The following is a 22181-nucleotide window of genomic DNA, read 5'->3' as shown; positions in this document are numbered from 1 at the left end:
ACGTGGCGCACATGCCCAAGCCGGATCGAGAAACGGCGCTGCGTAACTTGGCAATTGCCTTCGAACATTACAATGAGCAGCATCCGCACAGCGCCTTGAACTATCGCTCACCGAGGGAGTTCAGGCGCTTGGCAGCAGCAGCAATTTAACGGGGAGTTGGTGTCCGGTTTTGAAGGGGCAAGTCCAGTCCGCTTCACCAACTGCAAACCAGTCAGCCCCCCCTTTCTGAAGCAATTGGCGGCGCGAGCCGTTCTTTTGAGTTTGTTGTGTCCCGAAGCTCCTCGCTGAAGTAGCGTGATGGTGAGCAGTGGGCTATTAATTGATGATCTGCACTTGGTCGGAGACCAGCATGGATTTAGTCACCGAAAGGCCACATCCCGTCGATTACGTTCATCCGAATGGCAGGAAAGCAACGATCGACTTCATTTGGGGTGAGCCGGGTAGTTCGACGCAGCGAGTCATTATCGTCTGGCTCAATGAATGTGGACGCTACACGAGGATTGGCGAAGAGTTTGGTACCTGGACTGCATTTGACGACGCGCGAAAGTGCGGTATTGATCTTGCTGCCAAGTTGCTTGGGCGCTAACCCGACCCCAACGCTTTCAGCGTCGAGGTGAAGCGCGTTGATGAAGTGGCGACTCCGGTTGTTGCGGGTGACCAGACTTGCCCTGATCGTGGGCTGGCGCAGGTTGCTGGTCGGGAGTTGTGGGCAATTTTGGTGACGGCACCATCCAAAACTAAGCGACTGAAATTAAAAAGAAACATTGCTGTTATAGAGTGCTGGCCTGATTCATGAGGGCTACTGAAGTGAACCGATCAGCACGAAACCTGCGTAAAACACTGGACGCTGCAGCAGCCAATAACGAGGCCGCAGCACTTGATGTCATGCGGGCCATTGATCAGCTTGGTGACGAATTGCTGCGCCAGCGGCTGCTAGGGGTGGTCCATCGCCTGAATCAGGATGCAAGCGAGTTGCGGCAAGCTAGAGATAATGTCTCTGGAGCATTGATGAAGCAGGCCTGATGTCGCCCTCTGTGACCGGATGCGACAGTGGGGGGCTGGCTGGTCGACGCTTGGGCTAAATCTCAATAGCCACTGCTCGCACGGACTCATATGAAATTCAATATCATTGCCTTGGGCCTGCTTGCTGTTTTGGCGGGCTGCACAACTGCTGGCCCATATGTCACCAACATCTCAAGTGACGGGCGTAACGGTCTGAATATCGAGAAGTGCGCTGTGAAGATGAATGCTTTCATGGGCACTGTGAGCACCACTGAATGCACGACTCAGAATTTGCAACTCAGTCGAGGCAACTGATTGCAGGTATGGCGTTCAGGGCGTGAAGTGTTCGTCGCCTGGGTCTTTACGCAGCTCCCGCAAGCTCTCATTCCGAAACATCCGCGCCACGTTTTCGCTTATCTGCACTTTGTGACGCGGACTTAGCGCCAGCCCTCAATCCTTTTCAGGGCATTTGAAGCGTGATAATCGCCGCCTTCGGCTTGCGCGAGGGTATCCAAAAAGGCTTTCACATTTCTGTTTTTTAGAAATTCTGCATTCTCGGCCCGTCTTACCTGTTGCTTGGCGTCCAGCGATATAGTTTTAATGACGCTTTGAAGGTCCAAATCAGTTGGTGTATCGTTTCAGCTGTTCACCCGGCCATATGACTCTTTACCGGTCCATGGATGGCGAGGTCATATGTGCAGGGCGAACGCTGTATCCTTTTGAGGTGATGGAATCGCTATCCAGCCGTTGCAGGGGCTCAATGGAGGGTCTTACGGCTCTCACCAATCCTGATCCGATCGAGCGCCCGATTTAACGCATTCAAGGCATCGAGAAGGGCTTTCGCCTCAGCTTCCCGACCATCCCCCCACAGGCGTTCAGCCATTTTGTTCAGCGCCTGGATAGAGCGCTCAATTTCAGCTGCGGTCGCCGCTGCTTTATTTTCCTGCTGTTTCTTCGGCATTGCTGTAGTCCTCAAACCTGTGATCAAGTGCTGGTCGCTTACGCCGCAAACCAGACTTGACCTCCTGGATCCTATCAGCGCCGATATTGGTGAAATCCCGGTCCTTGGGCCGGCAGGCAAAGGAATGGGGAGTCCGTTGCGTGGGGCCAGGAGGCTACTATCCGTGGTTGTCGGGGCGTTAGCGGGGATTCGTACCGGGAGACATCTTCTGTCGCTTGTGGCTTCAGTGCTGCTTGATATTTTTCCAAGCAACAGGCGCTAGAAGTAGTACTGCCAGCAAAAACACTGTCTGCGAAATATAGAACGTCTCCAGCCATTGTCGGTTTAGCGCCACATAGAACGTGTTATGGATCACGTCCACAATGATGATTGCTGCTGTGAAAACGATGCCTGGTCGGGGGGTTGTGAAGAGCAAGAGTGCGGCCAGAGGATCTAAAAACGTGAGCACTCCCCAGAACAAACGGCTGGGCCATGGAGTACTGTCACCGTATCCGTAGTCCCAGAGCAGCCCATGCGTAAGGTCTGCATGCAGGTGATTGGCTGTTGCAACGAGGAGGCAGCCTGCAAACAGAGCGCGGATGGCAAAAGATAATCTCGGCACGGCATCGTCCGCTGATGGTCATTGGTATCACCATCGTATCGAATACGGTGAGCTGCACGCGACTGGCTACTGCTAACCAATTGGGTTTAGCGCCGCCCTTCGATGGCCATGCGCACGGCCAAGCCCGCGAGGACCGTTCCCATCAGCCAGCGTTGCACGATCTGCCACAGGGGCCTGCTTGCGAGAAATGTCGCGATGGAGCCAGCCATGACGGCAATCAGCGCGTTGACGCTCACGCTAATGACGATCTGCGTAAAGCCAAGCACGATGGATTGCGCCAGCACGCTGCCGTGGTCGACGGGGTCGATGAACTGGGGTAGCAGCGACAAATACATGACTGCGATTTTGGGATTCAGCAGGTTGGTGACAAAGCCCATCATGAACAGCTTGCGCGGGCCATCCTTGGGCAGGTCTCGCACCTGGAACGGGGAACGGCCGCCAGGCTTGACCGTCTGCCAGGCCAGGTAGAGCAGATAGAGCGCGCCGCCGAGTCGCAGGGCGTCATACGCATAGGGAACCGCCAGGACCAGGGCTGTGATGCCCAATGCGGCGCAAAACATATAAACGACGAAACCCAACGCCACGCCACCCAGGGAAACCAGTCCGGCCATTCGTCCCTGGCAGATCGACCGCGAGATGAGATAGATCATGTTCGGGCCGGGAGTCAGCACCATGCCGAGAGAGATCAGGCCGTAGGCGAGCAGGTTGGACAGTTCGGGCATCGCGTAACTCCAAATGGATGAGATAACGAATCGAAAGCTCCGCTAAATCAATACAAGCGGTTTTCGCCACCTCTGAGGTTTGCACCTGGAGCGAACGATAGTAGGGCGGTCAACGGGAGAGTGTTAGACACAGATTGACTTGCAAAACGTCATACAGCGGTCGCAGCACCCGGTATCCACTCCCTGGGATACGTTGCAAGTTCAACGTGAGTCATGGCTTGCTCCATTAATAACAGCCAAGGTGCCTTATAGGCACCTCGGCTGTTATTTACGAGAGAGCGAATAGGCTCGCGATGATCCTTATGATGTTCAGGGCAGCGGTTGGAGGCTGGTTTTGATGGCAGTGACCACACGATTACGGCCTTGGTGTTTAGCGTGATACAGGCGTTGATCGGCTACGTGCAGAATTGCGTCGATGGTGTCGCCGTCGCGGCCAGATTGCGATATGCCGATGCTCACGGTGACCACGCTCAACCGCTGAAAGCCGCTATTAAAAGAAGTATTTGCCACGGTCGTTCGAAGACGCTCGGCGATTACATGCGCGGCATCTAGTGAAGTCTGAGGTAGCAGTATCATGAATTCTTCCCCGCCCACTCGGGCTACACCGTCATACGGTCGGATCGAATCGAGGCATTTCTGCACGAACTCTTTCAGGATGTCATCGCCAACCTGATGCCCGAAGCGATCATTGATGGACTTGAAATTGTCCAGATCAAGTGCCAGCACGGAGAACGGCGCACCGCCGCGGTTGGTCCGGCCAATTTCGGCTTCGACCCGCTCTATGAACCGACGCCGATTATCAGCTCCTGTCAGTGGATCGGTCGCCGCAAGGTGTCCGAGTTCTTGATTGGTGCGCTGAAGCTCCAGCAGAGCGTTCTCGGTGTATTCCATAGCCTCGGCAAGACGCACCATCAACTCCTCCTGGGTGTAAATTGTCGAGAAAGACCGCGTGGTGAGGAACGCTTGCACGACCCCATAGCTCAACAGGAAGAATCCAGCGGCGAAGATCGCATGGGCGAGCCACCACATGTGGTTCCAGGGACGTCCAAGGATGAATGCAAGAGATGACAACGCGAACGCCGTGACCGAGATGACAAAAATCACCATCAGTTGCGAGCGGATACGGCGTAGAAGGAGCATTGCCACGTTCAAGACGGAGAAAACCAGGGCGCCACCTTCCAGCGAAAGGCGCACCGCAAGTTCGCTGGCGAATGACGAGTTCGCGACGTACGCTACTACCAGATCAACCAGCAGGAACAATCCTATCCAGGTTAACCACCGGCGGGGTTTAGCTCGTTGGTCCGCAGCATCCGGTGGGCGGTGGTATGACAGCATTCCGACTAACAGCAGTATCGACATGACCAGTCGAGAGGCCGGTCCATAGAGCAGGAAGAGCCAGATATTGTGGTGAGCGAGCCCGGTGAACGCACCATGCAATGCATAGATCAGTACAAAACCGAGAAAACCAAGCGTCATCCATCGCAGCAGCGGCTCTCCCGATGACTGATAGCAGCGCCACGTCACGTAAGTGACAAACAAGCCTTCCAGAGTGGCCGCCGTAATCGCAATGATATGGAACGCGTGGTTCTCGAATAGAAGCGTGGGGTCCTGAAAGAAGTACAAGTAGCTAATCAGGTAGGCCGGAATAAACGCAAATCCTGCTAGCAGCAGGAAGGCATAAACTTTGATGATGAGTCGGATGGCTTCAGGTGGCTCGCCGGTGGCGACGCTATTGCTCATGGCTCCCTCCAATTTTCAATATGTTTTGCCAGCACCGGACCGGTAGTAGCTCCGTCGCCGCATACACGCTGCGGCGGATTTAGGTTATAGAGCGCGAAATTGATCGGACTCCGGTCTTCCATGGCTTTGGCTCCTGTGGCGATTAGTAGCCTAGTCGAGTAATGACAGAGCTGCAGAAGGAACGGTCTGAATTTGGTATAGCAACTCCTTCGTGGAGGTCGCGACGCAGCGGTAGGAAATCTTGAGGCGATGGAGGGGCTTTCGTTCGGTCGGGGCAGGACACCGGGGGAGGGGCTATGCGTGTCCGGTGCGGTTCAGTCTGCGCATGATTTGAGCCGGCAGGCATACGTCTATTGAGACGATCGTCGGCAGCTCTCCATGATGTCCTGCGTCCGATTGCGCTGAACAAGCGCATTTCTGGCACAACGCCTGCACCGTTTTTCACAAATGTAAGTTAACCTTTGATTACAAAGTATGACTAAAATACGCCCCGGTGGCCATGAGCTCGCTTTCTGCTCAGGCTCCCGTGCTTGACCGATTCACTTGATCGTTGGATCTCGGACGCTGCGTTCAAGTCAGGCTTGTGGCGCGCGGCATGTACTCTTCTGAACGGTGACGAATTCCCGTGAAACTCATCATTGTCTCCCTCTACATTTTATCCATTGCTTATGTGCATCTACGTGGTCGCATCCGGCACAAACTGAGTCGCCAGTTGAGTGATCATTCGACCTTTCTGGCACCGGTCAACTGCTTCCTGTACCTGTTTTCGAAAATCCCCAACAAGCCTTATCTGAATCCGGCCGACTTCCCGGACCTGAGCCCCTTGCAGGCCAATTGGCAGGAAATCCGCGCCGAAGGCCAAAATCTGCTTAGGGCAGGGGAGATCAAACGCTCGGACCAATACGACGATGTGGGCTTCAACTCGTTCTTCAAAACCGGCTGGAAACGCTTCTATCTGAAGTGGTACGGCGACAGCCACCCATCGGCCACCAAGCTCTGCCCGCGCACCACGGAGCTGGTACAAAGCATTGGCTCGATCAAGGCGGCGATGTTCGCCGAATTGCCACCGGGCTCGAAATTGGTCCGTCACCGCGACCCGTATGCCGGCTCGTACCGTTACCACCTGGGTCTGGAAACGCCTAACGATGAGGGTTGCTACATCGACGTCGACGGCGAGCGCTATCACTGGCGTGATGGTGAGGCGGTGATGTTCGATGAGACTTACATTCACTATGCCGAGAACACCACCCAGCAAAACCGCATCATTCTGTTCTGCGACATCGAACGCCCGTTGAAATACCGCTGGGCCACAGCGTTCAATCGCTGGTTCAGTCGTAATGTGATGTCCGCTGCTGGCGCGCCAAACGATGCTGGCGATAAAACCGGTGGCTTGAACCGGTTCTTCGGCAAGATCTACAAAGTCCGTCTGCGCGGTAAAGAACTGAAAAAGCGCAACCGGACGCGTTACTACCTGGAAAAGTGGGCGATTTTCGGCGGCTTGCTGGCCATTATTGTATTGATCTGAGTACGATCCACGCGTCAGCAGCTTTTGCTGGCGCGCGGTGAGGTTTTCCGGCCGGTCTGCGGTGCGGTCAATCGGTGTTACATCTGCGCTGGAGTATTGTCTTCACAGCGGTGAATCCTGCGCGTAGCGTGTTATCGAAGACCCTATCTGCATGTACTGGAGGAACTCCACCATGAACAGGTTTGTGCTCGGTACCAGTGCGTTGGCGTTGAGTGGTTTGCTTGGCACTCTGACCCAGGCCGGCGCAGACATTGGCATGCTGGCTGCCACGGTGGAGCATCCGATACTGCTGGCCCAGAATCTCCCTGACAACTCCGATAACCCCTACAACAACCCGATTCGCCGGGCTAACCCCAATAGCATGCAGGGCACCCAGCCCAGCGCGCCGGTTATTCGCGGGCCGAACACCGTGCCGGTTCCCCGTCCACCGACGCTCGAAAACGGCGGGATTCGCAATGGCTATCCGCGCAGCGACACTGCGCCGGGTACGGTCAAACCGTATAGTGCGCCCAACCCGCCACCTCGAGATTCGGACCCCAGCAGTTATTGAGCGGCATTGACCGTAACGCAGGAGCCATCCTTCCCGGCAGAGCGGTGTTCGGGGATGGGTTTTTCCAGGCGCAAGGCGTCGGCATGGTCCTCGTAATAGTTGCGAATCAACGCAAAACGCCGGTAGCCGTTACGTTCATACAGCGCAATCGCTGCCGGATTGTCGGTACGCACCTCCAGTCGCAGGCAGGTGCAGTCACGTTCCAGCGCACAAGCCCCAATTCGCTCCAACAGCTGTTTGCCCAGGCCAGTACCTCGGGCCTGAACCGAGATGGCAATCGAGTACAGCCGCGCCCGTGAGGTACTGCGGTGAAACAACACCAAGGCGTAACCGAGCAGTTGGTGCGCGCGCTCGGCGACGATCAACTGTCCATGAGCGCGGTTGATCATCCACTGAAAGTTACGGCGGTTAAGCCGGTCGGTGGTGAAACATTGCCGCTCAAGTTCCAGGAGTGCTGCCAGGTCAGCCGGTACTGCAAGGCGAAAGACAAGATTCATATGACCACCGTAAAAGTTGCGTAACGAAACGAGACTTTCGAAAAAGTTCGTGCTTAATAGGAAAGGTCTTGTTCTCCAACGGATCAATCACTATGTCAGCGCTACAAGGTCATTGGCGTGAAGTATCGGAGCAACGTTTACCGACAGCAATAACCAAAGCAACTTATTTATCAGAGGCTGCCAGAACCTCCAGTCAGTTGGTTATTATTGTCGAACGCAAGGAAGACTGGGCGTCTTACTTTCCCAGTGAAGACATCGTCAGTGCCCAGGAGTATCTCGAGCAAACCCGTGGCAGCGAGCAGGGCAAGCGGGTACAGGTAATCAACCTGTGCCGCAGCTACAAGTACCTGGGGCACGGTTATTACTGCTCGTTGCTGGCCGAAGCCCGCGGGCACAAGGTGATTCCTTCGGTGCGAACCATCAGTGAGCTGACGCGCAAGTCCCTTTACGGGCTCGCCCTGGATGACCTGGATAAAGCCTTGGATAAGGCGCTCAATAATCACCTTTACAGCGACACTGAAGGATTTACCCTGACGCTGTATTTCGGTAAGACCAATATCGAACCGTTACAGGATTTGGCGCGTCAGTTGTTTGAAGTATTCCCCTGTCCAATCTTGCTGGTAGAGTTTCGTCGACGTAATGGCTGGCACATCGAAGGCGTTAAATCTGGCGCGTTACATAAGTTGCGAGAAGATCAGGAAGATCACTTCGCCAACGCTCTGGACAACTTCAGTCGCAAGATCTGGCGCATGCCGCGTTCACGCCGGCTGGCCCGTTATGACCTGGCAATCCTCCACGATCCGCAGGAAGCGCTGCCGCCATCCAATACCAGGGCGTTGGAGAATTTCGTCCGGGTGGGCAAGGGCCTGGGCATCGATGTCGAGTTGATCGAGCGCAAGGACTATGCGCGTATCGCCGAATACGATGGGTTGCTGATCCGCGAGACCACCAGCGTCGATAACCATACATACCGTTTTGCGAAAAAGGCCGAAAGTGAAGGCTTGGTGGTGATGGACGACCCGGCATCAATTCTGCGCTGTACCAACAAGGTCTACCTGACAGACTTGCTCAACAGCCATCAACTGGGCATGCCGGCCACGGAAATTCTCTACAAGGAACGACCGGAAGATTTCGAACGGGTAGGCGAGCGACTGGGTTTTCCATTGGTACTGAAAATTCCTGACGGCTGCTTCTCGCGAGGGGTGATCAAGGTCGAAAGTCAGCAAGCATTGCTCGAAGCCACCGCTGAGTTGTTCGAGCACTCGGTGTTGCTGCTGGCTCAGGAATTCTTCTACACCGAGTACGACTGGCGCATTGGCGTGCTCAACCGCAAACCGATCTTCGCCTGCCAGTACTTCATGTCCAAAGGCCATTGGCAGATTTACAACCACAAAGCCAAGGGCCAGGACATCAACGGCGAGTGCCGTACCCTGGCGGTGCATGAGGCGCCCAAGGCCGTGGTGGACCTTGCAGTGAAAACCGCCAACCTCATCGGCGACGGCCTGTACGGCGTCGACCTCAAGCAGTCCGGCGACAAAGTGGTGGTGATCGAGGTCAACGACAACCCGAACATCGACGCCGGTATTGAAGACGCCTATTTGCAGGACGATCTGTATTCGCTGGTGCTCGAGGAGTTCGTCCGCAGGCTCGAACTCAAGCGTCGCGGGCAGGCCTGGTGAGCCATCGCTGTAGACCGGGCCTGTGGCGCTGACGTTTCAACTTGAGCCCCGTTAGCAATCAGCTATCGCATCCGACAGAAAACTGGCCATTGACTTGCCTTTCGCGCGCAGCTAATTTCGAGCCATGACTTCCACCGTATCGCGCCGCCAGCCAAGCATTATTACCGCCATTCCTTATTTGGCGGGCTAGCTGACGACTGCACCCAACCCGCCCTAGAGGCGGGTTTTCATTTTCTGTCTCCGGGGCCGTGAATAAAGCCAGGAGACGTTGATGGACACCAGCACCGATACTGCCACCGCCAAGCAGGCCCTGCTTGAGCACTACGTGAAAAAAATCCTCGCCGCACCGGTTTACGAGCTGGCGGTGCGTACACCCCTGCAAGTAGCACCGGCGCTGTCCGAGGTGTTGGGCAACCAGATCCTGCTCAAGCGTGAAGACCTGCAACCGACCTTTTCCTTCAAGATTCGCGGCGCCTACAACAAGCTTGCCCAACTGAGTGCCGAGCAAAAGGCTCGCGGAGTGATCACCGCGTCAGCTGGCAATCATGCTCAAGGCGTGGCACTCGCGGCGCGGGAGTTGGGGATCGAGGCGAGCATCGTCATGCCCACGTCAACGCCGGAGCTGAAAGTGATTGGTGTGCGTAGTCGTGGCGCGAATGCGGTGTTGCATGGCGAGAGCTTTCCGTTCGCCCTGGAGTACGCATTGAACCTGGCCCGGCAAACCGGCCGGACCTTTGTTTCGCCCTTCGACGATCGGGACGTGATCGCGGGGCAGGGCACGGTGGCCATGGAAATCCTGCGTCAGCATCAAGGCCCATTGGACGCAATTTTCGTCCCGGTGGGTGGCGGCGGTTTGATCGCCGGCATCGCCGCCTACGTTAAATACCTGCGGCCGGAGATCCGCGTCGTCGGCGTCGAGTCGGAACACTCTGCGTGCCTGCAAGCGGCAATGTTGGCGGGCAAGCGGGTGGTGCTGCCGAGCGTGGGGACCTTCGCCGATGGTGTAGCGGTCGCACAGATCGGTGCGTATGGCTTTGAGATCTGCCGCCATCATGTTGATGAAGTACTCACTGTCAGCAACGACGAACTGTGCGCGGCGATCAAGAACATCTACGACGATACTCGCTCGATCACCGAGCCATCCGGTGCGTTGGCCGTGGCGGGAATCAAGAAGTACGTGGCGCAAACCGGTGTGCAGGGTCAGACCCTGGTGGCGATCGATTCGGGGGCCAATATCAATTTTGATAGCTTGCGGCATGTGGCCGAGCGCGCCGCATTGAGCGGCGTCCCGGTGTAAGTCGCTGAAAGGGATTCAGGCGAGCAGCGGACGCAGAAACGTCCGCTCGTAACTGAGGGTATGAACGCTTGTCTGGCTTATTCTTGACGGGCTTTCTCGACCTTGTTCGACGCCGACCAGATCCGGTAGCGCACTTCGACGTTTTTCGGCACGTAGACCACAATTGGCAGTTTGCTGTTGTATCGCAGCCGGAAACCATCACCGACGACCGGCACGAAGTCCTGCTTGCTCTTGCCATCCGGGCACGCCATCAGGGTGCTCATCGGGCCGATGACTTTCTCCAGTCGATAGAACGGATAACCCCAGCCTTCGAGGTTTTTCTCCTCCAGCGTGCCACCCAGACGCTGGTGATTACAGTCGACAGTCAGGGTTTTTCCGGCGAGGATTTCGACCAGGTAGCTGTCTTCCCGAGTCTGCGGCGCGAGGTGAATCACCTGACGGGTAAAGCCGCTTTCAGCCTTGGGATAGGGGGCAACGTCTTCGAGTTTCGCAGCGCTGGCCAGAGTGGACAGAGCGGACAGCAGCACCGCCGTGGCGGTGAGAGTGGATGAACGCATGATGCCTCCTTGCTCTTGGTTTAGTCGGTGAATGCGAGCATTCTTACTGTGCTGGTCGCTCAATGCAAACCACGACAACGAGGCTGGCAAATTGCTTGCTCATTTGTCGCGGCTCTTGCGTTTCGCATGAGGTTATTGGCTGGTTCGTCGCAAATCCCTGATTTATCGACGGACCGTCGTGCGAATTCACGAGCATGCTTTATGCTTCATTCCAGTGCATGAAAAACACGCCAGGAAAGACCGCGAGACAAGGATTGGCAAGACTGACGGCGGTTAACCCGACGATTGATCGATGGTCCTATAAAAAGGGAGGGTTGTAATGTTTCTTTCTGCCTTGGAACTTCGCAATATCATTGAAAGCAGTTTTTTGCCTAAACGGTGCCAATGCACCTTGTCGCCGGATCTGTCGATGACGGTCAAGGTCTATGGCGACCACCAGACGGACCAACTGGATCTGGTGGTGACCGGCATTGATGCCAACACGCTTAACGGCTGTCGTGAAATCAACGAACTGATCGCGGAGTTGCGCAACGATCTCGCGCACAAACCCGGCAGCCACCTGACTGAATTAAAAGTCCGTACGCATTAATCCACGGTTTCTGCGAGTTCGACGGGTACGCGCCGGGTCTGGAGAAATGCCAGACCCAGCGCGATCTCCACTGTCACTGCCAGCAAGATGCCTGGACCGGCATGGCCGCTGAGCCATTCGCTGACACCCAGCGTGGCCAGCCCGAAAACCCCCACCACGAGACCGCTGCTCAGTGCGCTACGCGAAACGGACGGCGGCGCGTTGCGAGCCTGATAAAACATCACGCCCAGCGCCACAAACAACATCGCACTGCGTCTGGCCACCAACCCTGTTGCGTCCGAGTACCCGATACTCCAGATCGACAGCATCACCTCGGGGATAAAGCCCCAGACCAGTGCCAGCGCAAAACTCAGACCAGCGGTAAACATCGACAGCGTGCGAAACGACAACTGCATGGCGAATCCTTGCGGCAGTAAGGGGGAGGCCAAAGCATAACCTTTGGCCTTGCTCACGCCCATCGTCAAATACCGCAACGCAGCGCCATGACTCAGTTCTGATAGTTACAGGCATCCGATAGCTTGAGGTAGCTGATGTCCTCCTGTTTACCCACATTGTCGATGAACTTCATCTCCGCCGTCACCACCTTGCAGTCTTGCGTTGTGGGCTCGGTCATCGAAACCACTTTCTTGACGTGCAGCGACATTCCGTAGTCATACGGCACAGGCTGGGAAGGTGCGGAGTCGGCCAGCGCCAACCCGGTGAACCCGGTGCAGGCGAGGGCAGAGGCCACCAGCAAAATACGCATGTTCATGAGAGATCTCCGGTGCAGACGTGAAGTCAGCGCGACACCTGACGATGTCGACCCTGCCGCGCAGGGCGTCAGAAAATTCTGCGCGAACGCGGTCTAGTTAATTTTAGACCGCAGGATTAACCGGGGGTTAAGCTCGGTGGGTGTTGCTAACGGACGTAGCGGATTGATCGACTTACGGTTGAGGACCCTTCAGTTCGATCAGGGGACCTCCATTTTCATCAGATTCTTGCGGTAACTCATCAAGCTCTAGATAAGTGTCACCTTTTCCGTAGACCAAATACTTGTGGGAGCTCTCATTACCCGTGTTCTCGAAAATCACGCGAGCCCCCTGTTCGGACATTTGCACCCAGCGCGGGCGATTTCTTTCGGCGAAATCGACACGCTCTATTTGCCCTGTTTTCTGATCAAAGTAAAAAAGAGCACCCTGGAGATAGTTCGAAGTGAACTCACCAGAGACCATCAGTACGTTCATGTTCGGTTGATTGGATACGCACTGCCACTGAACCGAGGCACCTCGAGAGGCATCCAGGGTGTCGAAGATGAATCGGTTTTTTTGGGTGTGGCGGATTTTATAGACGTAATAATCAACAAGGGGTGAACCACGTAACAGTTCAATCGCGTTCTTCGGGCCTGCCAATTCGCAGTGGGCTACTGCTTTCAGCTGAAGTTGTGCAGCAAAAACCTGGATGGTGAGTAGGGCAAGCGAAAAACCAAGTAAAACCTTTCTCATCTGACCATATTCCTGAATACCTGCGTTGAGTCAGTGGCAGGGGGAGGGGCGCAAAAGTGATGTTCTGTCGCACTAGTGCGGCCAACTACTGGGCCGAACCTTTCTTGACGCTTTTGACGTAACACGCTGGCAAAGCTGATCAGTGCGAGACTGTAGGCCAGTTGTATGATTCCTTTCATTGGATCTCCGTTATTTTTCAGTTACCAAGAGCCGTAAGGCACACCGAACAAGGATACTTTATAGCGGGTTAGGCGCTTGCCGGCATCGCCTTGAGTGACGCGGTAGATTTGGCCGTGAATGCCGCTGCCTTTGGGATCGAACGCCAGAAATGCCCGCTTGTGCAGGAGCGTCTCAAGGTCCAGATCGGGGTTTTCGTTGACCAGGTCCAGGTCAAAACGAAAGGTCTGGCTGATGCCTTCGGTGCCAGTGAGCGACAGCACTTACAGGTCACCCTGAAAGTCAGCCACGCTCAGGCTGAAATGGGGTTTGTTAGCAGGGTTGAACATTGCTTGCTCCCTGTTCGGTAGTCATCTGTTACGCCCCCTCGGAAATTTCCTTCAACCTGTAGCGGTGTTCAGTAACTTGTCCGGCCAGTGGGCTGTGGCTAGTCTGGTCTTGTCACCGAAAAAACGATGACACGGACGTGCAAGTCCGACGAAACTGTTTAGGGCGCAAACGCCCATGCCAATCGCGAGCGTTTTAACGTTCGCTGCATTATGGCGGCTGCGCGCAGGAGATCTCCGGATCTGCTGGGTGTCCTAAACAGGCCCGGTCTTGCACACCTGCGCACGGCTGCCACCCTCATTCGCGTGCAAGCGAACGGTGACGGTTCCTCACTAACTGTTTAGGAATTACACCAATGTTCAAACAATCACCGAATCCGCCAGAAGACCCAACCACTTCCCCTTACGAATCCCTCGATTCGAAAAAGCTCCACGAAGCCGCCGAACGCGCCCTCGACCACCACCTCGGCACGCCCCCACCCAAAATCCACCTCGCCGACGCCCGCAAAGGCCAACTCTTCATCGTCGCCCCAGACGTCGACACCGATAGCCTCCTGGCCAACGCCTCCGAAGACATCGCCTCCATCAAAGCCATCGCCGGCGACCTCGCCTTCGAAATCGAAGGCTCGCGCCGTAACGTTGCCTTGGCCATCTACCGCATGGCCGAAGGCGCACAACTGCTGATAGACCGAGCCATGGACAACCTCGACCCACCGAACCCGGCGGAGTATCGGGTCAAGGTGTAGGGTTAGTCGCTGGTTGAGAAGACAGGGGATAGGTTTGTTTAAGAGCCAATTTCATCAGAAAAGGCATTTAAATAAATCTGTCCCGAATGGCACTTACTTAGCAGCTAACCAGTTGAGCTAAAAGCAAAAAATGAAGAAGGGCTGGTCTTGGTCTACGGTGATAGTTGCGAACACACACCGACGAACCAAGGACGCAGCCCCAATGAATCGTAGACGTCAAATTCTCCAGCATCAACAGCAACGTTTCCATCGACACGCTTCGAACTGTGATGCCTATGCGTTTTTCAATCTTCTCACCGCTCCCGAACTGTTACAGCGCGTCGAGTCTGCACTGCCAGAATATCGGGAGCGTCTGTTTCCGCCGACTGAAACGCTGTCTATGTTTCTGGCTCAAGCGATGAGTGCCGACCGTTCCTGCCAGAACGCCGTCAACGACTTGTCCATCAAACGGTCTTGTGGCGGCATGCAGCCCAATAGCACTCGCACGGGCGCCTACTGTAAAGCCAGAAAGCGGCTGCCTGTGGAGATGGTTTCCACGTTGGTCAGGCACACCGGTGCTTCGTAAGTGATAAAGCGCCATCGTCGTGGCGCTGGATGGGACGGCCTGTACGTCTTGTGGACGGTACGACGGTCAGCATGCCTGACACCACGGCCAATCAGGGTGCCTATCCGCAGTCTCGCGGTCAGAAAGTCGGTCTTGGTTTTCCGCTGTGTCGAGTGGTTGGCATCGTTTGCCTCTCCAGCGGCGCCGTTTTAGATGCCGCCCTTGGGCGTTTCCGAGGCAAGGGCGGCGATGAACAGACGCTGCTCAGATCAATGCTCGACACGTTGAAAACAGGCGACATTTTGTTGGGCGACGCTTACTACGCTACCTACTTCCTGCTGTGCGAGTTGCAACGAAGAGGTGTCGATGGCGTGTTCGAACAATATGGCGCTCGACGGCGCAGCACGGACTTTCGCTTGGGTCAAAGTCTCGGTTCGGAAGATCATCTGATCGAGTTGAAAAAGCCCGAAAGAAGGCCGCTTTGGATGAGTCAGGCGCATTATGAACAGGCGCCCGAAAGGCTGACAGTGCGAGAGCTGAAGGCTGGCGGTAAGACTTTGGTGACCACGTTGCATTGCCCGAAGCAGACACCAAAAACAGCCCTCAAATCGCTGTACAAGGGGCGATGGCATGTCGAATTAGATTTGCGAAATCTCAAAGCTACGCTGGGGCTTGGAAAGTTAAGCTGCAAAACCCCAGGCATGGCAGTCAAGGAGTTATGGGTCTATCTGTTGGCACACAATCTGATCCGAATGCTTATGGCACAATCGGCTCTATTAGCTGACTGCTTACCTCGCGAACTGAGCTTCAAACACAGCATTCAGCTATGGCTGGCGCTGCGACAATATGGCAGCCCTAAAGAGGAGGATGGCCTGTCAAATTTATTGACGCTGATCGCTCAAAGGCGCGTTGGAAACCGACCTGGTCGTATCGAGCCGCGAGCCATAAAACGAAGACCTCAAGCCTACCCCTTGCTGACCAAATCACGTCGATCAGCAAGGGCAGACGTCAGGAAAAATGGGCACGCTAAACATGTTAAGTAAGTGCCATTCAAATCTGTCCCCTTTCCCTGCTATATTCTTGAATGCCTGCGTTGAGTCGAGTTGCAGAGGGGGCACATGGACATCCTGCGGGGTCATTTCATTTTCTTTCGCTATTCTTTCTTTTGCGGAGTCCGGAAGCAACGCCTCTTTGGGGGGGTATATTAGGGCTGCCGTATGAACTTGTCATATGGGAAGCCAAGACCAATAAAGCTAATGCCGCTTTTTCATGCCAGCCAACTCAAGTTCTTTCAGGGACAGACCGCGATGTTTCTTGAACCAATGTCGTGGTCCGACCCTGATATACACCCCAGAAACCGTTAGCGCCTATTTCTTCTCTAATTTAGACTCATCACTCGGATTTTCCTTCATATTTTTTAGTCTCCGGATTAAATCTCCAGATGTGAGGAGTCATCAGCGCCTCTTTTCCTTTGTAACTAATGCCTCCTTGAGCATCACGCTTGTAAGAGTATATTTTAATATCTTTAAAGCCAGAATCGTTGCCCTCACTTTCATCCATTACCTCCACCTTGGCAAAGTAATCACTGCCTATTAGCTTTAGATAGCCATGACACTGCAGCAAAATACTATATACTCTGTCTCCACTAGACCCAGCACCTGTAGTCGCCTCGAAAATAAAGTCATTATTTTCGCCTCCATTCAAGTGTCCATCAAATACGATCCGCCCATGATCAATGACAAACTCAGTACCACTTATGGTAGACAATACTTGTACTTGATTATTCCCTTCGCGCCAATTTGTAATGAAGCTCTTTTGATCAGTTTCTGCGCTGCATACTTTGGACTCGGCGGACCAAGTAGTAATCGGGAATAAAATCAGTAAAAGTGGCAGATATTTCATAATTTCACGCATCCAAAGCAAAAGAATTTCGTTCAGATCTTACTGAACCCTGAGGTAAAGCAGATCCATACGAAACAGCATTAGTGATTGTTGAGTTCAATTCCGCCAGCGTGCTAAGGAGCCGGGTCGTGAGAGCAGTCTCATGTGCATTTCCCCAGTTAGCCACAGGCAATGCCCAATTTATTTGAGGAGAGGCATCAATAACGGACTGAATAATTGGCACGACACGCGAAGCGTTAGTCACAACATGAGCCGGACGATACACATGCCAGCGAAGCAATATAGAAATGGCTTTTTCTGAAGTAAATACACTGCCAAGAGTGCTATTTATGACGTGATCATTAACCCTAAAGCTGACTTCCTTCTCAATAATTTTACTAATTCTTAACTTCGCCATTTCCCACATGGATTTTCTATATCCATCTATAGTCCTGCCAGCCATGCTCATCCTATAGTGCCAGTGCCAAGTTTTAAGATAGTGAGCACCTTCTTTAGTTCTAGGCAGTTCTTCAAAATCCGCTTCCGAACTAAGCTTAATCCATGAGTTGAACGTCCTGACGCCTCCAATATACATCGCAGCTTCACCCCACTGATGGACAGTATCAAGCCCGAACTTTCCAAACGCCTTGTCGAAGGCCTGGGGGTTCGCATGTTTGACATAAGCTATAAAGCCCGGCAACTCTCCATTGTCATACGCATCGCTATAAACACCCATAGTCCAATGGCAAGGACCAGCGGACATCAACGCATTATCCCACGCGTTCAATACATCAAATCGTCCATAACACTCAGCCTCGGCAACCACCCTTATTGTCCTATAAGTTGAAAGCTTGGCACTATTTGCTTCCGCCGGACTATAAGGTGTTCCGAACACATTTATGATAGACATTTCTGCCTCTGGTGACCAACTATGCTTCAGTGCGGTATTGGGTCCACCAAACGTGCCAGACTGATAATACCCCAGCGTTTGATATTCAGTCTGAGCACGACCCGTAGGATAACTATAATAACTCGTGAAATCTCTAACAAATATTCTAGGTGCACCACTTGTAAAGCTATCATGTGCCCACAAATTAGAGCCAAGTTGAGCTAGCGCAGTTCTGACTCCAGTCTGAGTGTTATTCCAAGCCTCAATTACCACTGGGCATCTATAGTCGTGCTCCAGCCAGTACTCAATTGCAGCTCTCGTCTGCGTATTTACCACGCCACTAATAGGCCCTGTATAGGGGGAGGCGTTAGCAACTGCCTGTAGGCTATCAACATAGTAGCTAACTGGACCCGCACTAGTTCCAGTTGCTGCTGGTGCTTGACCGGCTTTTGCGACCATTGCCGCAGAGCTATCAAAATAGACTTCGACATTATCAACTTTTACTGGCGCCCCCGCCGCGTCTAATAGCAACTGCCCTTGCTTATCCTCCCTCACTCGCGCAATTTGAGCCATGGACGCATATATCTGGAACTCTCTAACGGCCCACTCAGTGCGTGCCCCAAAGCCCCCGTCGGGTTTACCAGCAATAGAAAAACCTAAAGCAACGAGATCCTCCTGGAGTTTCCTTACGTGCTCAGGAACAGTTAAAGCAGCACTACTGCCCAAAAACGCAGCGGCTGTTTCAGCATTTACTACTGTTAGCACGGGATTGTCGATTCCCCCCCATTTTGGAGGTGAGTTCTGCGCTGCCTTTCCATCATGGTCGCCACGGCGAAGATCAAAATCTCCATAAGTCATAACTTACACCCTCACGCAATATGCTGCTTTTGTAGCCGCTTAATATCACTTGCGGACAAATAGTCTTTATCAGTTAACTCACAGGAGCGGTGGAAGCAACGAGTGGCATACTTCGTTTTTGGGCCGTTATCACCGTCAATTTTTCCGTCGTAAAACCCGAGATTCTTCAGGCGAGATTGCAACCCTTTGACATCACCTATCTCTGGCTGTGCACTTAAATCCAGTTCCCACACCCAAGGCTGAGACTCCGAACCGAAAGGGTAAAATGTGAGCTTTCCTTTCTTAGCTTCTGGCGGTACAGGCTGATTTATAAATCCGTCTGCAGAAGTAGTGCCTTTATAAGTTACGCCCTCTACTTCTAATACATAGGGCTGCCCCGAAATCCCTTTTTTCTCGTATGGGCGTTTCATTTGAATTCGGAAGCTTTTGCCGGGTAATTCCGGCGATGGAGAACTCCGTGAGTTCCCCACCGCCTGATCCATCAAACTCCCAGCCTTATCCTTATCCGCCGCCCCCGGCAGCATCGGCGGTTTAATCCCGATCTCCGTCCCGCTCCCCGCCGAGCCACCGGAATTCACCTTCACCTCGGCGCCGCTGATCGTCACACCCCCCGCATCAACCTTGACAAAACTCCCCCCAGCCTTGGCCGTCAGTTCCATCCCGCCTTCAACCACCACCTTTTCACCAGCGTGGTAATGAATCTCCGTCCCGGCTTCAACAAACTGCGCCGTGCCGACTTTGACATGCTGCGTCACCCCGACCGTCAGGTGATCATCGGCCCGAGCTTCGGTCTTGCGATCCAGATGGGTGATGCGGTGTTCTTCGGCCTTGAGTTCGGTGAGGGAGTTGGCTTCGACGGTGTCGTGGCGTTCGTTGCCGACGCGGATTTTCTGGTCGTGCTCGACGTTTTCGTCCCAGTCGCGTTGGGCGTGCAGGTAGATCTGTTCGGCACCTTTCTTGTCTTCGATGCGGAATTCGTTGTAGCCCTTGCCGCCCGGTGAGCTGAGGGTCTTGAAGGTGCTGCGGGTCTTGTTCGCCGGCAGGTCGTAGGGGACGACGTTTTCCTTGTGGTACAGGCAGCCGGTGACCAGCGGTTGGTCGGGATCGCCTTCGAGGAAGGTCACCAGCACTTCCATGCCGATGCGCGGGATGGCGATGCCGCCGTAGGCGCTACCGGCCCAGCCGGTGGCGACGCGGACCCAGCAACTGGTTTTGTCGTCGGTCTGGCCTTCACGGTCCCAGAAAAACTGCACCTTGATGCGGCCGTATTCGTCGCAGTGGATTTCTTCGCCCTTGGGGCCGGTGACCACCGCGGTCTGGCTGCCCAGCACTTTCGGTTTCGGGTGTTCGAGGGCAGGGCGGAAGTGCGCGTCCCACGGGGTGGCGAGGAAGCGGTTGCGGTAACCCTGGTGGAAGTCATCCTTGTTTTGGGTGACGTCGCTGGTGACGTTTTCGCCGAGGACTTGCGGCTGTTTGCCTTCGTGAATGACTTCCAGCAGCAGCCACAGGTCGTTCCACTCTGCACGCGGGTGTTCGCTCAAGGCCAGGAAATGACCGCTGACCAGGATCGGCTGATCGCTTTTGCCTTCAGCCAGTTGGTAGTCGCTGCGGTGACGTTCCAGGGCGCGGGTCGCCAGTTGCTTGCCGCGTTCGCGGTCGGTGAAACGGCCGGGATAGTCGTAGTCTTCCAGGTCTGGCAGGAATGAACTTTTGGCCGCGCCTTCAGGCAGGATGCGCGGTTTTTCGAAGTCGTAATCGCGGCGGCTGACACGGCTGGTGCGGGTTTCCAGGCGCAGGTTGAAGCGCTTGATCACCGGTTTGTCGGCGCTCATGCCGGAGTCTTGCTGATAGGTCACGGGTGCCAGTTTGCGGAACACCGTCTGGTCATCACCGAACACCAGCTTGTGGCCGCTGGCACTGTGCTGGAAGTGAAAGTGAATGCCTTCTTCTTCGCACAGACGCTGGATGAAATGCAGGTCGGACTCGTCGTACTGCACGCAGTACACGCGCTCGGGGTAGATCGCGCCAAGCTGGAAGCTGTAGGCGTCGGACAGGATGCCGCGGGCTTCGAGGACCTGGGCGATGATTTTCGGCACGCTCAGTTGCTGGAAGATCTGCTGGTCACGGTTGTGTCGCAGGTAGTTGAGCTGCGGCGTCAGGCTGATGCTGTAGCGCGTCAGGCTTTTGCCCGAATCGCCTTGGGCGATGCGGTAGACCAGGCCATGAATGACGCCTTCGCCGGTAGCGCCGAAGGTCAGGCAGGCGGGTTTGTGCAGCAGCTCTTCAAGCTTCAGGTCGGGACGGGAGCTGACCAGTTCGATGTCAAAGCAGAACGGCTGATTGAGGGCTTCGCGGCCGACGAAACTGAGCACCTGAAGGTCAGTGGAAACACCTTCGAGGGTGAGAGAAATATGGGTAGCGTTCGCGTCCAGCATGCCTTGAATTCCGTCCTTTGAATAACCAGGGCGCGATGGTGCAGGATTAAACTCACTGGTTCAAGGCGCAAATGGCCGGTTAGTAACAACTTCTCCTCGTTGTGGCAGCGAACTTGGCGGTTTGAAATAGACCGCCTTCGCGAACGAACTCGCTCGCGAAGAGGCCCTCAGATTCAGTGCGTTTCCAACTGATGCCGATACGGCAAATCCGGCCCGGTCTTGCGGCAGGTCAGGGCCGCTGCGCTGATGGCGAACCTGAGCATCGTGTCGATCTGTTCGCGGCTCAAGCGCTGCAAGCCGTCGACTGAGTCGAGCTGTTGCTCGGTCAGCCAGGTGATCAACGCGGCCTGGAAGGTGTCGCCGGCACCGACGGTGTCGGCAATGATCACCTTGCTTGCCGGCGCGGACCAACTGCCATGACGACGGCTGAACACCGTCGCACCCTGGCCGCCACGGGTCAGGAACACCAATTGGCAGCGATGTTCGAGCCAGCCGTCGATCACGCTCTGCGGCTCGCGACCCGGATACAGCAGGCTCAAGTCTTCGTCGCTGACCTTGATCAGGTCGGCGTATTTCATCAACTCGGCAATCCGCGAGCGCCACAATTCGATGTTCGGCTCGGGATTGAGCCGTACATTCGGATCGAGGCTGATCAGGCGTTTGCCGCTTTCCCGGCGTACCAGCGCCAGCAGCGTGTCGGCAATCGGTTGCACCACCAGCGAGTACGAGCCGATGTGCAGACCGCGCACCTCATCGCTCAACTCTGGCAGATGGGCGAGCGTGAGCTGGCGATCAGCGCAACCTTCACCGCGAAAGCTGTAATGTGGCGAGCCGTTGGCACCGACCGCGACCATCGCCAGGGTGGTTGGTGCGTCGAAGTCCAGCAAATAATCCGCTCGCACCCCTTCCTCCGCCAGCACTTGCTGCAAGCGACGGCCGAGATAGTCGGTGGACAGCCCGGCGAACAGCGCCGAGTCCACACCCAATCGACGCAAGCCGACCGCCACGTTGAACGGTGAGCCGCCAGCAATTGCCTTGTAATTCACTGTTGAGGCCTGACCGCTGGCCGAGTTTTCGCTGAAGAAATCGAACAGTGCTTCTCCACACACCAGATACATAGTTGT

The 22181-nt window shown here is 54.9% G+C and carries 21 protein-coding genes and 4 pseudogenes; 11 read left to right on the top strand and 14 right to left on the bottom strand.

Annotated elements, in window-relative coordinates; all coding sequences use genetic code 11:
* The 4 genes from BK658_RS07415 to BK658_RS07395 all read left to right on the top strand — a co-directional run.
* Nucleotides 1–149: integrase core domain-containing protein (locus BK658_RS07415; RefSeq protein WP_148049706.1), on the top strand; the 149-nt coding region annotated here is incomplete at its 5' end.
* A gap of 200 nt (nt 150–349) precedes the next feature.
* The gene (locus BK658_RS07410) at nt 350–586 is read left to right on the top strand and encodes a hypothetical protein (RefSeq protein WP_123581743.1); all 237 of its coding nucleotides are present in this window, start codon (nt 350–352) and stop codon (nt 584–586) included.
* Between the two features lie 221 nt (nt 587–807).
* Nucleotides 808–1023: a hypothetical protein gene (locus BK658_RS07400; RefSeq protein ID WP_123581758.1), complete on the top strand. Its 216-nt coding sequence runs from the start codon at nt 808–810 to the stop codon at nt 1021–1023.
* A gap of 90 nt (nt 1024–1113) precedes the next feature.
* Nucleotides 1114–1317 (top strand): hypothetical protein, encoded by a 204-nt coding sequence (locus tag BK658_RS07395; RefSeq protein ID WP_123581741.1) that lies wholly within the window; start codon nt 1114–1116, stop codon nt 1315–1317.
* 442 nt (nt 1318–1759) lie between these two features.
* On the opposite strand, the gene BK658_RS07390 is transcribed toward BK658_RS07395, so the two are convergent.
* The 4 genes from BK658_RS07390 to BK658_RS07375 all read right to left on the bottom strand — a co-directional run bounded on the left by BK658_RS07390 (nt 1760) and on the right by BK658_RS07375 (nt 5026).
* A complete protein-coding gene (locus tag BK658_RS07390; RefSeq protein ID WP_054597553.1) occupies nt 1760–1963 on the bottom strand; it encodes an exodeoxyribonuclease VII small subunit in 204 nt (67 codons plus the stop codon).
* Between the two features lie 223 nt (nt 1964–2186).
* The gene (locus BK658_RS07385) at nt 2187–2564 is read right to left on the bottom strand and encodes a hypothetical protein (RefSeq protein ID WP_123581740.1); all 378 of its coding nucleotides are present in this window, start codon (nt 2562–2564) and stop codon (nt 2187–2189) included.
* Between the two features lie 86 nt (nt 2565–2650).
* Entirely contained in the window at nt 2651–3286 is a 636-nt protein-coding gene (locus tag BK658_RS07380; RefSeq protein ID WP_123581739.1) for a LysE family translocator, read from the bottom strand.
* Nucleotides 3287–3595: 309 nt separating this feature from the next.
* Complete coding sequence (locus BK658_RS07375) at nt 3596–5026, bottom strand: GGDEF domain-containing protein (protein ID WP_123581738.1); 1431 nt, start codon at nt 5024–5026, stop codon at nt 3596–3598.
* Between the two features lie 625 nt (nt 5027–5651).
* Here BK658_RS07375 and lpxO point away from each other — a divergent pair.
* Together lpxO and BK658_RS07365 are read left to right on the top strand one after the other, a co-directional pair.
* Nucleotides 5652–6551 (top strand): lipid A hydroxylase LpxO, encoded by a 900-nt coding sequence (lpxO, locus tag BK658_RS07370; protein WP_123581737.1) that lies wholly within the window; start codon nt 5652–5654, stop codon nt 6549–6551.
* A gap of 172 nt (nt 6552–6723) precedes the next feature.
* Nucleotides 6724–7101, top strand: a complete 378-nt coding sequence (locus BK658_RS07365; protein WP_123581736.1) for a hypothetical protein — start codon at nt 6724–6726, stop codon at nt 7099–7101.
* Between the two features lie 35 nt (nt 7102–7136).
* On the opposite strand, the pseudogene rimI reads toward BK658_RS07365, so the two are convergent.
* A pseudogene (gene rimI / locus BK658_RS07360) lies at nt 7137–7598 on the bottom strand (ribosomal protein S18-alanine N-acetyltransferase); the annotation flags it as partial.
* Nucleotides 7599–7690: 92 nt separating this feature from the next.
* Between rimI and BK658_RS07355 the strand changes: the two are divergent.
* Both BK658_RS07355 and ilvA read left to right on the top strand, forming a co-directional pair.
* Entirely contained in the window at nt 7691–9277 is a 1587-nt protein-coding gene (locus tag BK658_RS07355; protein WP_123581734.1) for a RimK family protein, read from the top strand.
* Nucleotides 9278–9548: 271 nt separating this feature from the next.
* A pseudogene (gene ilvA, locus BK658_RS07350) lies at nt 9549–10556 on the top strand (threonine ammonia-lyase, biosynthetic); the annotation flags it as partial.
* 95 nt (nt 10557–10651) lie between these two features.
* Here the strand turns inward: ilvA and eco are convergent.
* On the bottom strand, nt 10652–11131 hold the full coding sequence (gene eco / locus BK658_RS07345; RefSeq protein WP_123581732.1) for a serine protease inhibitor ecotin: 480 nt from the start codon (nt 11129–11131) through the stop codon (nt 10652–10654).
* A gap of 319 nt (nt 11132–11450) precedes the next feature.
* On the opposite strand from eco, the gene BK658_RS07340 reads away from it, so the two are divergent.
* Nucleotides 11451–11720, top strand: coding sequence for a DUF1652 domain-containing protein (locus tag BK658_RS07340; RefSeq protein ID WP_123581731.1), 270 nt, complete (start codon nt 11451–11453; stop codon nt 11718–11720).
* Here the strand turns inward: BK658_RS07340 and BK658_RS07335 are convergent.
* The 4 genes and pseudogenes from BK658_RS07335 to BK658_RS07320 form a co-directional block, all read right to left on the bottom strand.
* Nucleotides 11717–12115, bottom strand: a complete 399-nt coding sequence (locus BK658_RS07335; RefSeq protein ID WP_123581757.1) for a hypothetical protein — start codon at nt 12113–12115, stop codon at nt 11717–11719. The genes BK658_RS07340 and BK658_RS07335 overlap by 4 nt on opposite strands.
* Before the next feature lie 92 nt (nt 12116–12207).
* Entirely contained in the window at nt 12208–12471 is a 264-nt protein-coding gene (locus tag BK658_RS07330; RefSeq protein ID WP_123581730.1) for a DUF2790 domain-containing protein, read from the bottom strand.
* 172 nt (nt 12472–12643) lie between these two features.
* Nucleotides 12644–13201: a hypothetical protein gene (locus tag BK658_RS07325; protein ID WP_123581729.1), complete on the bottom strand. Its 558-nt coding sequence runs from the start codon at nt 13199–13201 to the stop codon at nt 12644–12646.
* A 227-nt stretch (nt 13202–13428) separates the two neighbouring features.
* Nucleotides 13429–13707: pseudogene (locus BK658_RS07320) on the bottom strand (contractile injection system protein, VgrG/Pvc8 family); the annotation flags it as partial.
* Nucleotides 13708–14060: 353 nt separating this feature from the next.
* Between BK658_RS07320 and BK658_RS07315 the strand changes: the two are divergent.
* Both BK658_RS07315 and BK658_RS07310 read left to right on the top strand, forming a co-directional pair.
* On the top strand, nt 14061–14450 hold the full coding sequence (locus BK658_RS07315; protein WP_123581728.1) for a DUF6124 family protein: 390 nt from the start codon (nt 14061–14063) through the stop codon (nt 14448–14450).
* 202 nt (nt 14451–14652) lie between these two features.
* Nucleotides 14653–16037 (top strand): annotated as a pseudogene (locus BK658_RS07310) (IS4 family transposase).
* 349 nt (nt 16038–16386) lie between these two features.
* Here BK658_RS07310 and BK658_RS07305 read toward each other — a convergent pair.
* From BK658_RS07305 to BK658_RS07290, 4 genes are all read right to left on the bottom strand, one after another.
* Nucleotides 16387–16896: a hypothetical protein gene (locus tag BK658_RS07305; protein ID WP_259740064.1), complete on the bottom strand. Its 510-nt coding sequence runs from the start codon at nt 16894–16896 to the stop codon at nt 16387–16389.
* A 4-nt stretch (nt 16897–16900) separates the two neighbouring features.
* Nucleotides 16901–18622 (bottom strand): peptidoglycan-binding domain-containing protein, encoded by a 1722-nt coding sequence (locus BK658_RS07300; RefSeq protein WP_123581727.1) that lies wholly within the window; start codon nt 18620–18622, stop codon nt 16901–16903.
* Nucleotides 18623–18633: 11 nt separating this feature from the next.
* Nucleotides 18634–21057 (bottom strand): type VI secretion system tip protein TssI/VgrG, encoded by a 2424-nt coding sequence (gene tssI, locus BK658_RS07295; RefSeq protein WP_123581726.1) that lies wholly within the window; start codon nt 21055–21057, stop codon nt 18634–18636.
* Between the two features lie 173 nt (nt 21058–21230).
* On the bottom strand, nt 21231–22175 hold the full coding sequence (locus BK658_RS07290) for a carbohydrate kinase family protein (protein WP_123581725.1): 945 nt from the start codon (nt 22173–22175) through the stop codon (nt 21231–21233).
* Between the last annotated feature and the right edge of the window lie 6 nt (nt 22176–22181).

The organism is Pseudomonas brassicacearum, assembly GCF_003732175.1.
In the GTDB taxonomy this organism is placed as follows: Bacteria; Pseudomonadota; Gammaproteobacteria; order Pseudomonadales; family Pseudomonadaceae; genus Aquipseudomonas; species Aquipseudomonas brassicacearum_G.
Note: the sequence above shows the minus strand (reverse complement) of the source record. Positions and strands in the feature narration are given on the sequence as shown.

Coding starts and splice junctions, on each gene's coding strand:
- BK658_RS07410 (WP_123581743.1), top strand. CDS start 350: ATGGATTTAGTCACCGAAAGGCCACATCCCGTCGATTACGTTCATCCG.
- BK658_RS07395 (WP_123581741.1), top strand. CDS start 1,114: ATGAAATTCAATATCATTGCCTTGGGCCTGCTTGCTGTTTTGGCGGGC.
- BK658_RS07390 (WP_054597553.1), bottom strand. CDS start 1,963: ATGCCGAAGAAACAGCAGGAAAATAAAGCAGCGGCGACCGCAGCTGAA.
- BK658_RS07380 (WP_123581739.1), bottom strand. CDS start 3,286: ATGCCCGAACTGTCCAACCTGCTCGCCTACGGCCTGATCTCTCTCGGC.
- BK658_RS07375 (WP_123581738.1), bottom strand. CDS start 5,026: ATGAGCAATAGCGTCGCCACCGGCGAGCCACCTGAAGCCATCCGACTC.
- BK658_RS07365 (WP_123581736.1), top strand. CDS start 6,724: ATGAACAGGTTTGTGCTCGGTACCAGTGCGTTGGCGTTGAGTGGTTTG.
- BK658_RS07355 (WP_123581734.1), top strand. CDS start 7,691: ATGTCAGCGCTACAAGGTCATTGGCGTGAAGTATCGGAGCAACGTTTA.
- eco (WP_123581732.1), bottom strand. CDS start 11,131: ATGCGTTCATCCACTCTCACCGCCACGGCGGTGCTGCTGTCCGCTCTG.
- BK658_RS07340 (WP_123581731.1), top strand. CDS start 11,451: ATGTTTCTTTCTGCCTTGGAACTTCGCAATATCATTGAAAGCAGTTTT.
- BK658_RS07335 (WP_123581757.1), bottom strand. CDS start 12,115: ATGCAGTTGTCGTTTCGCACGCTGTCGATGTTTACCGCTGGTCTGAGT.
- BK658_RS07330 (WP_123581730.1), bottom strand. CDS start 12,471: ATGAACATGCGTATTTTGCTGGTGGCCTCTGCCCTCGCCTGCACCGGG.
- BK658_RS07325 (WP_123581729.1), bottom strand. CDS start 13,201: ATGAGAAAGGTTTTACTTGGTTTTTCGCTTGCCCTACTCACCATCCAG.
- BK658_RS07315 (WP_123581728.1), top strand. CDS start 14,061: ATGTTCAAACAATCACCGAATCCGCCAGAAGACCCAACCACTTCCCCT.
- BK658_RS07305 (WP_259740064.1), bottom strand. CDS start 16,896: ATGAAATATCTGCCACTTTTACTGATTTTATTCCCGATTACTACTTGG.
- BK658_RS07300 (WP_123581727.1), bottom strand. CDS start 18,622: ATGACTTATGGAGATTTTGATCTTCGCCGTGGCGACCATGATGGAAAG.
- tssI (WP_123581726.1), bottom strand. CDS start 21,057: ATGCTGGACGCGAACGCTACCCATATTTCTCTCACCCTCGAAGGTGTT.
- BK658_RS07290 (WP_123581725.1), bottom strand. CDS start 22,175: ATGTATCTGGTGTGTGGAGAAGCACTGTTCGATTTCTTCAGCGAAAAC.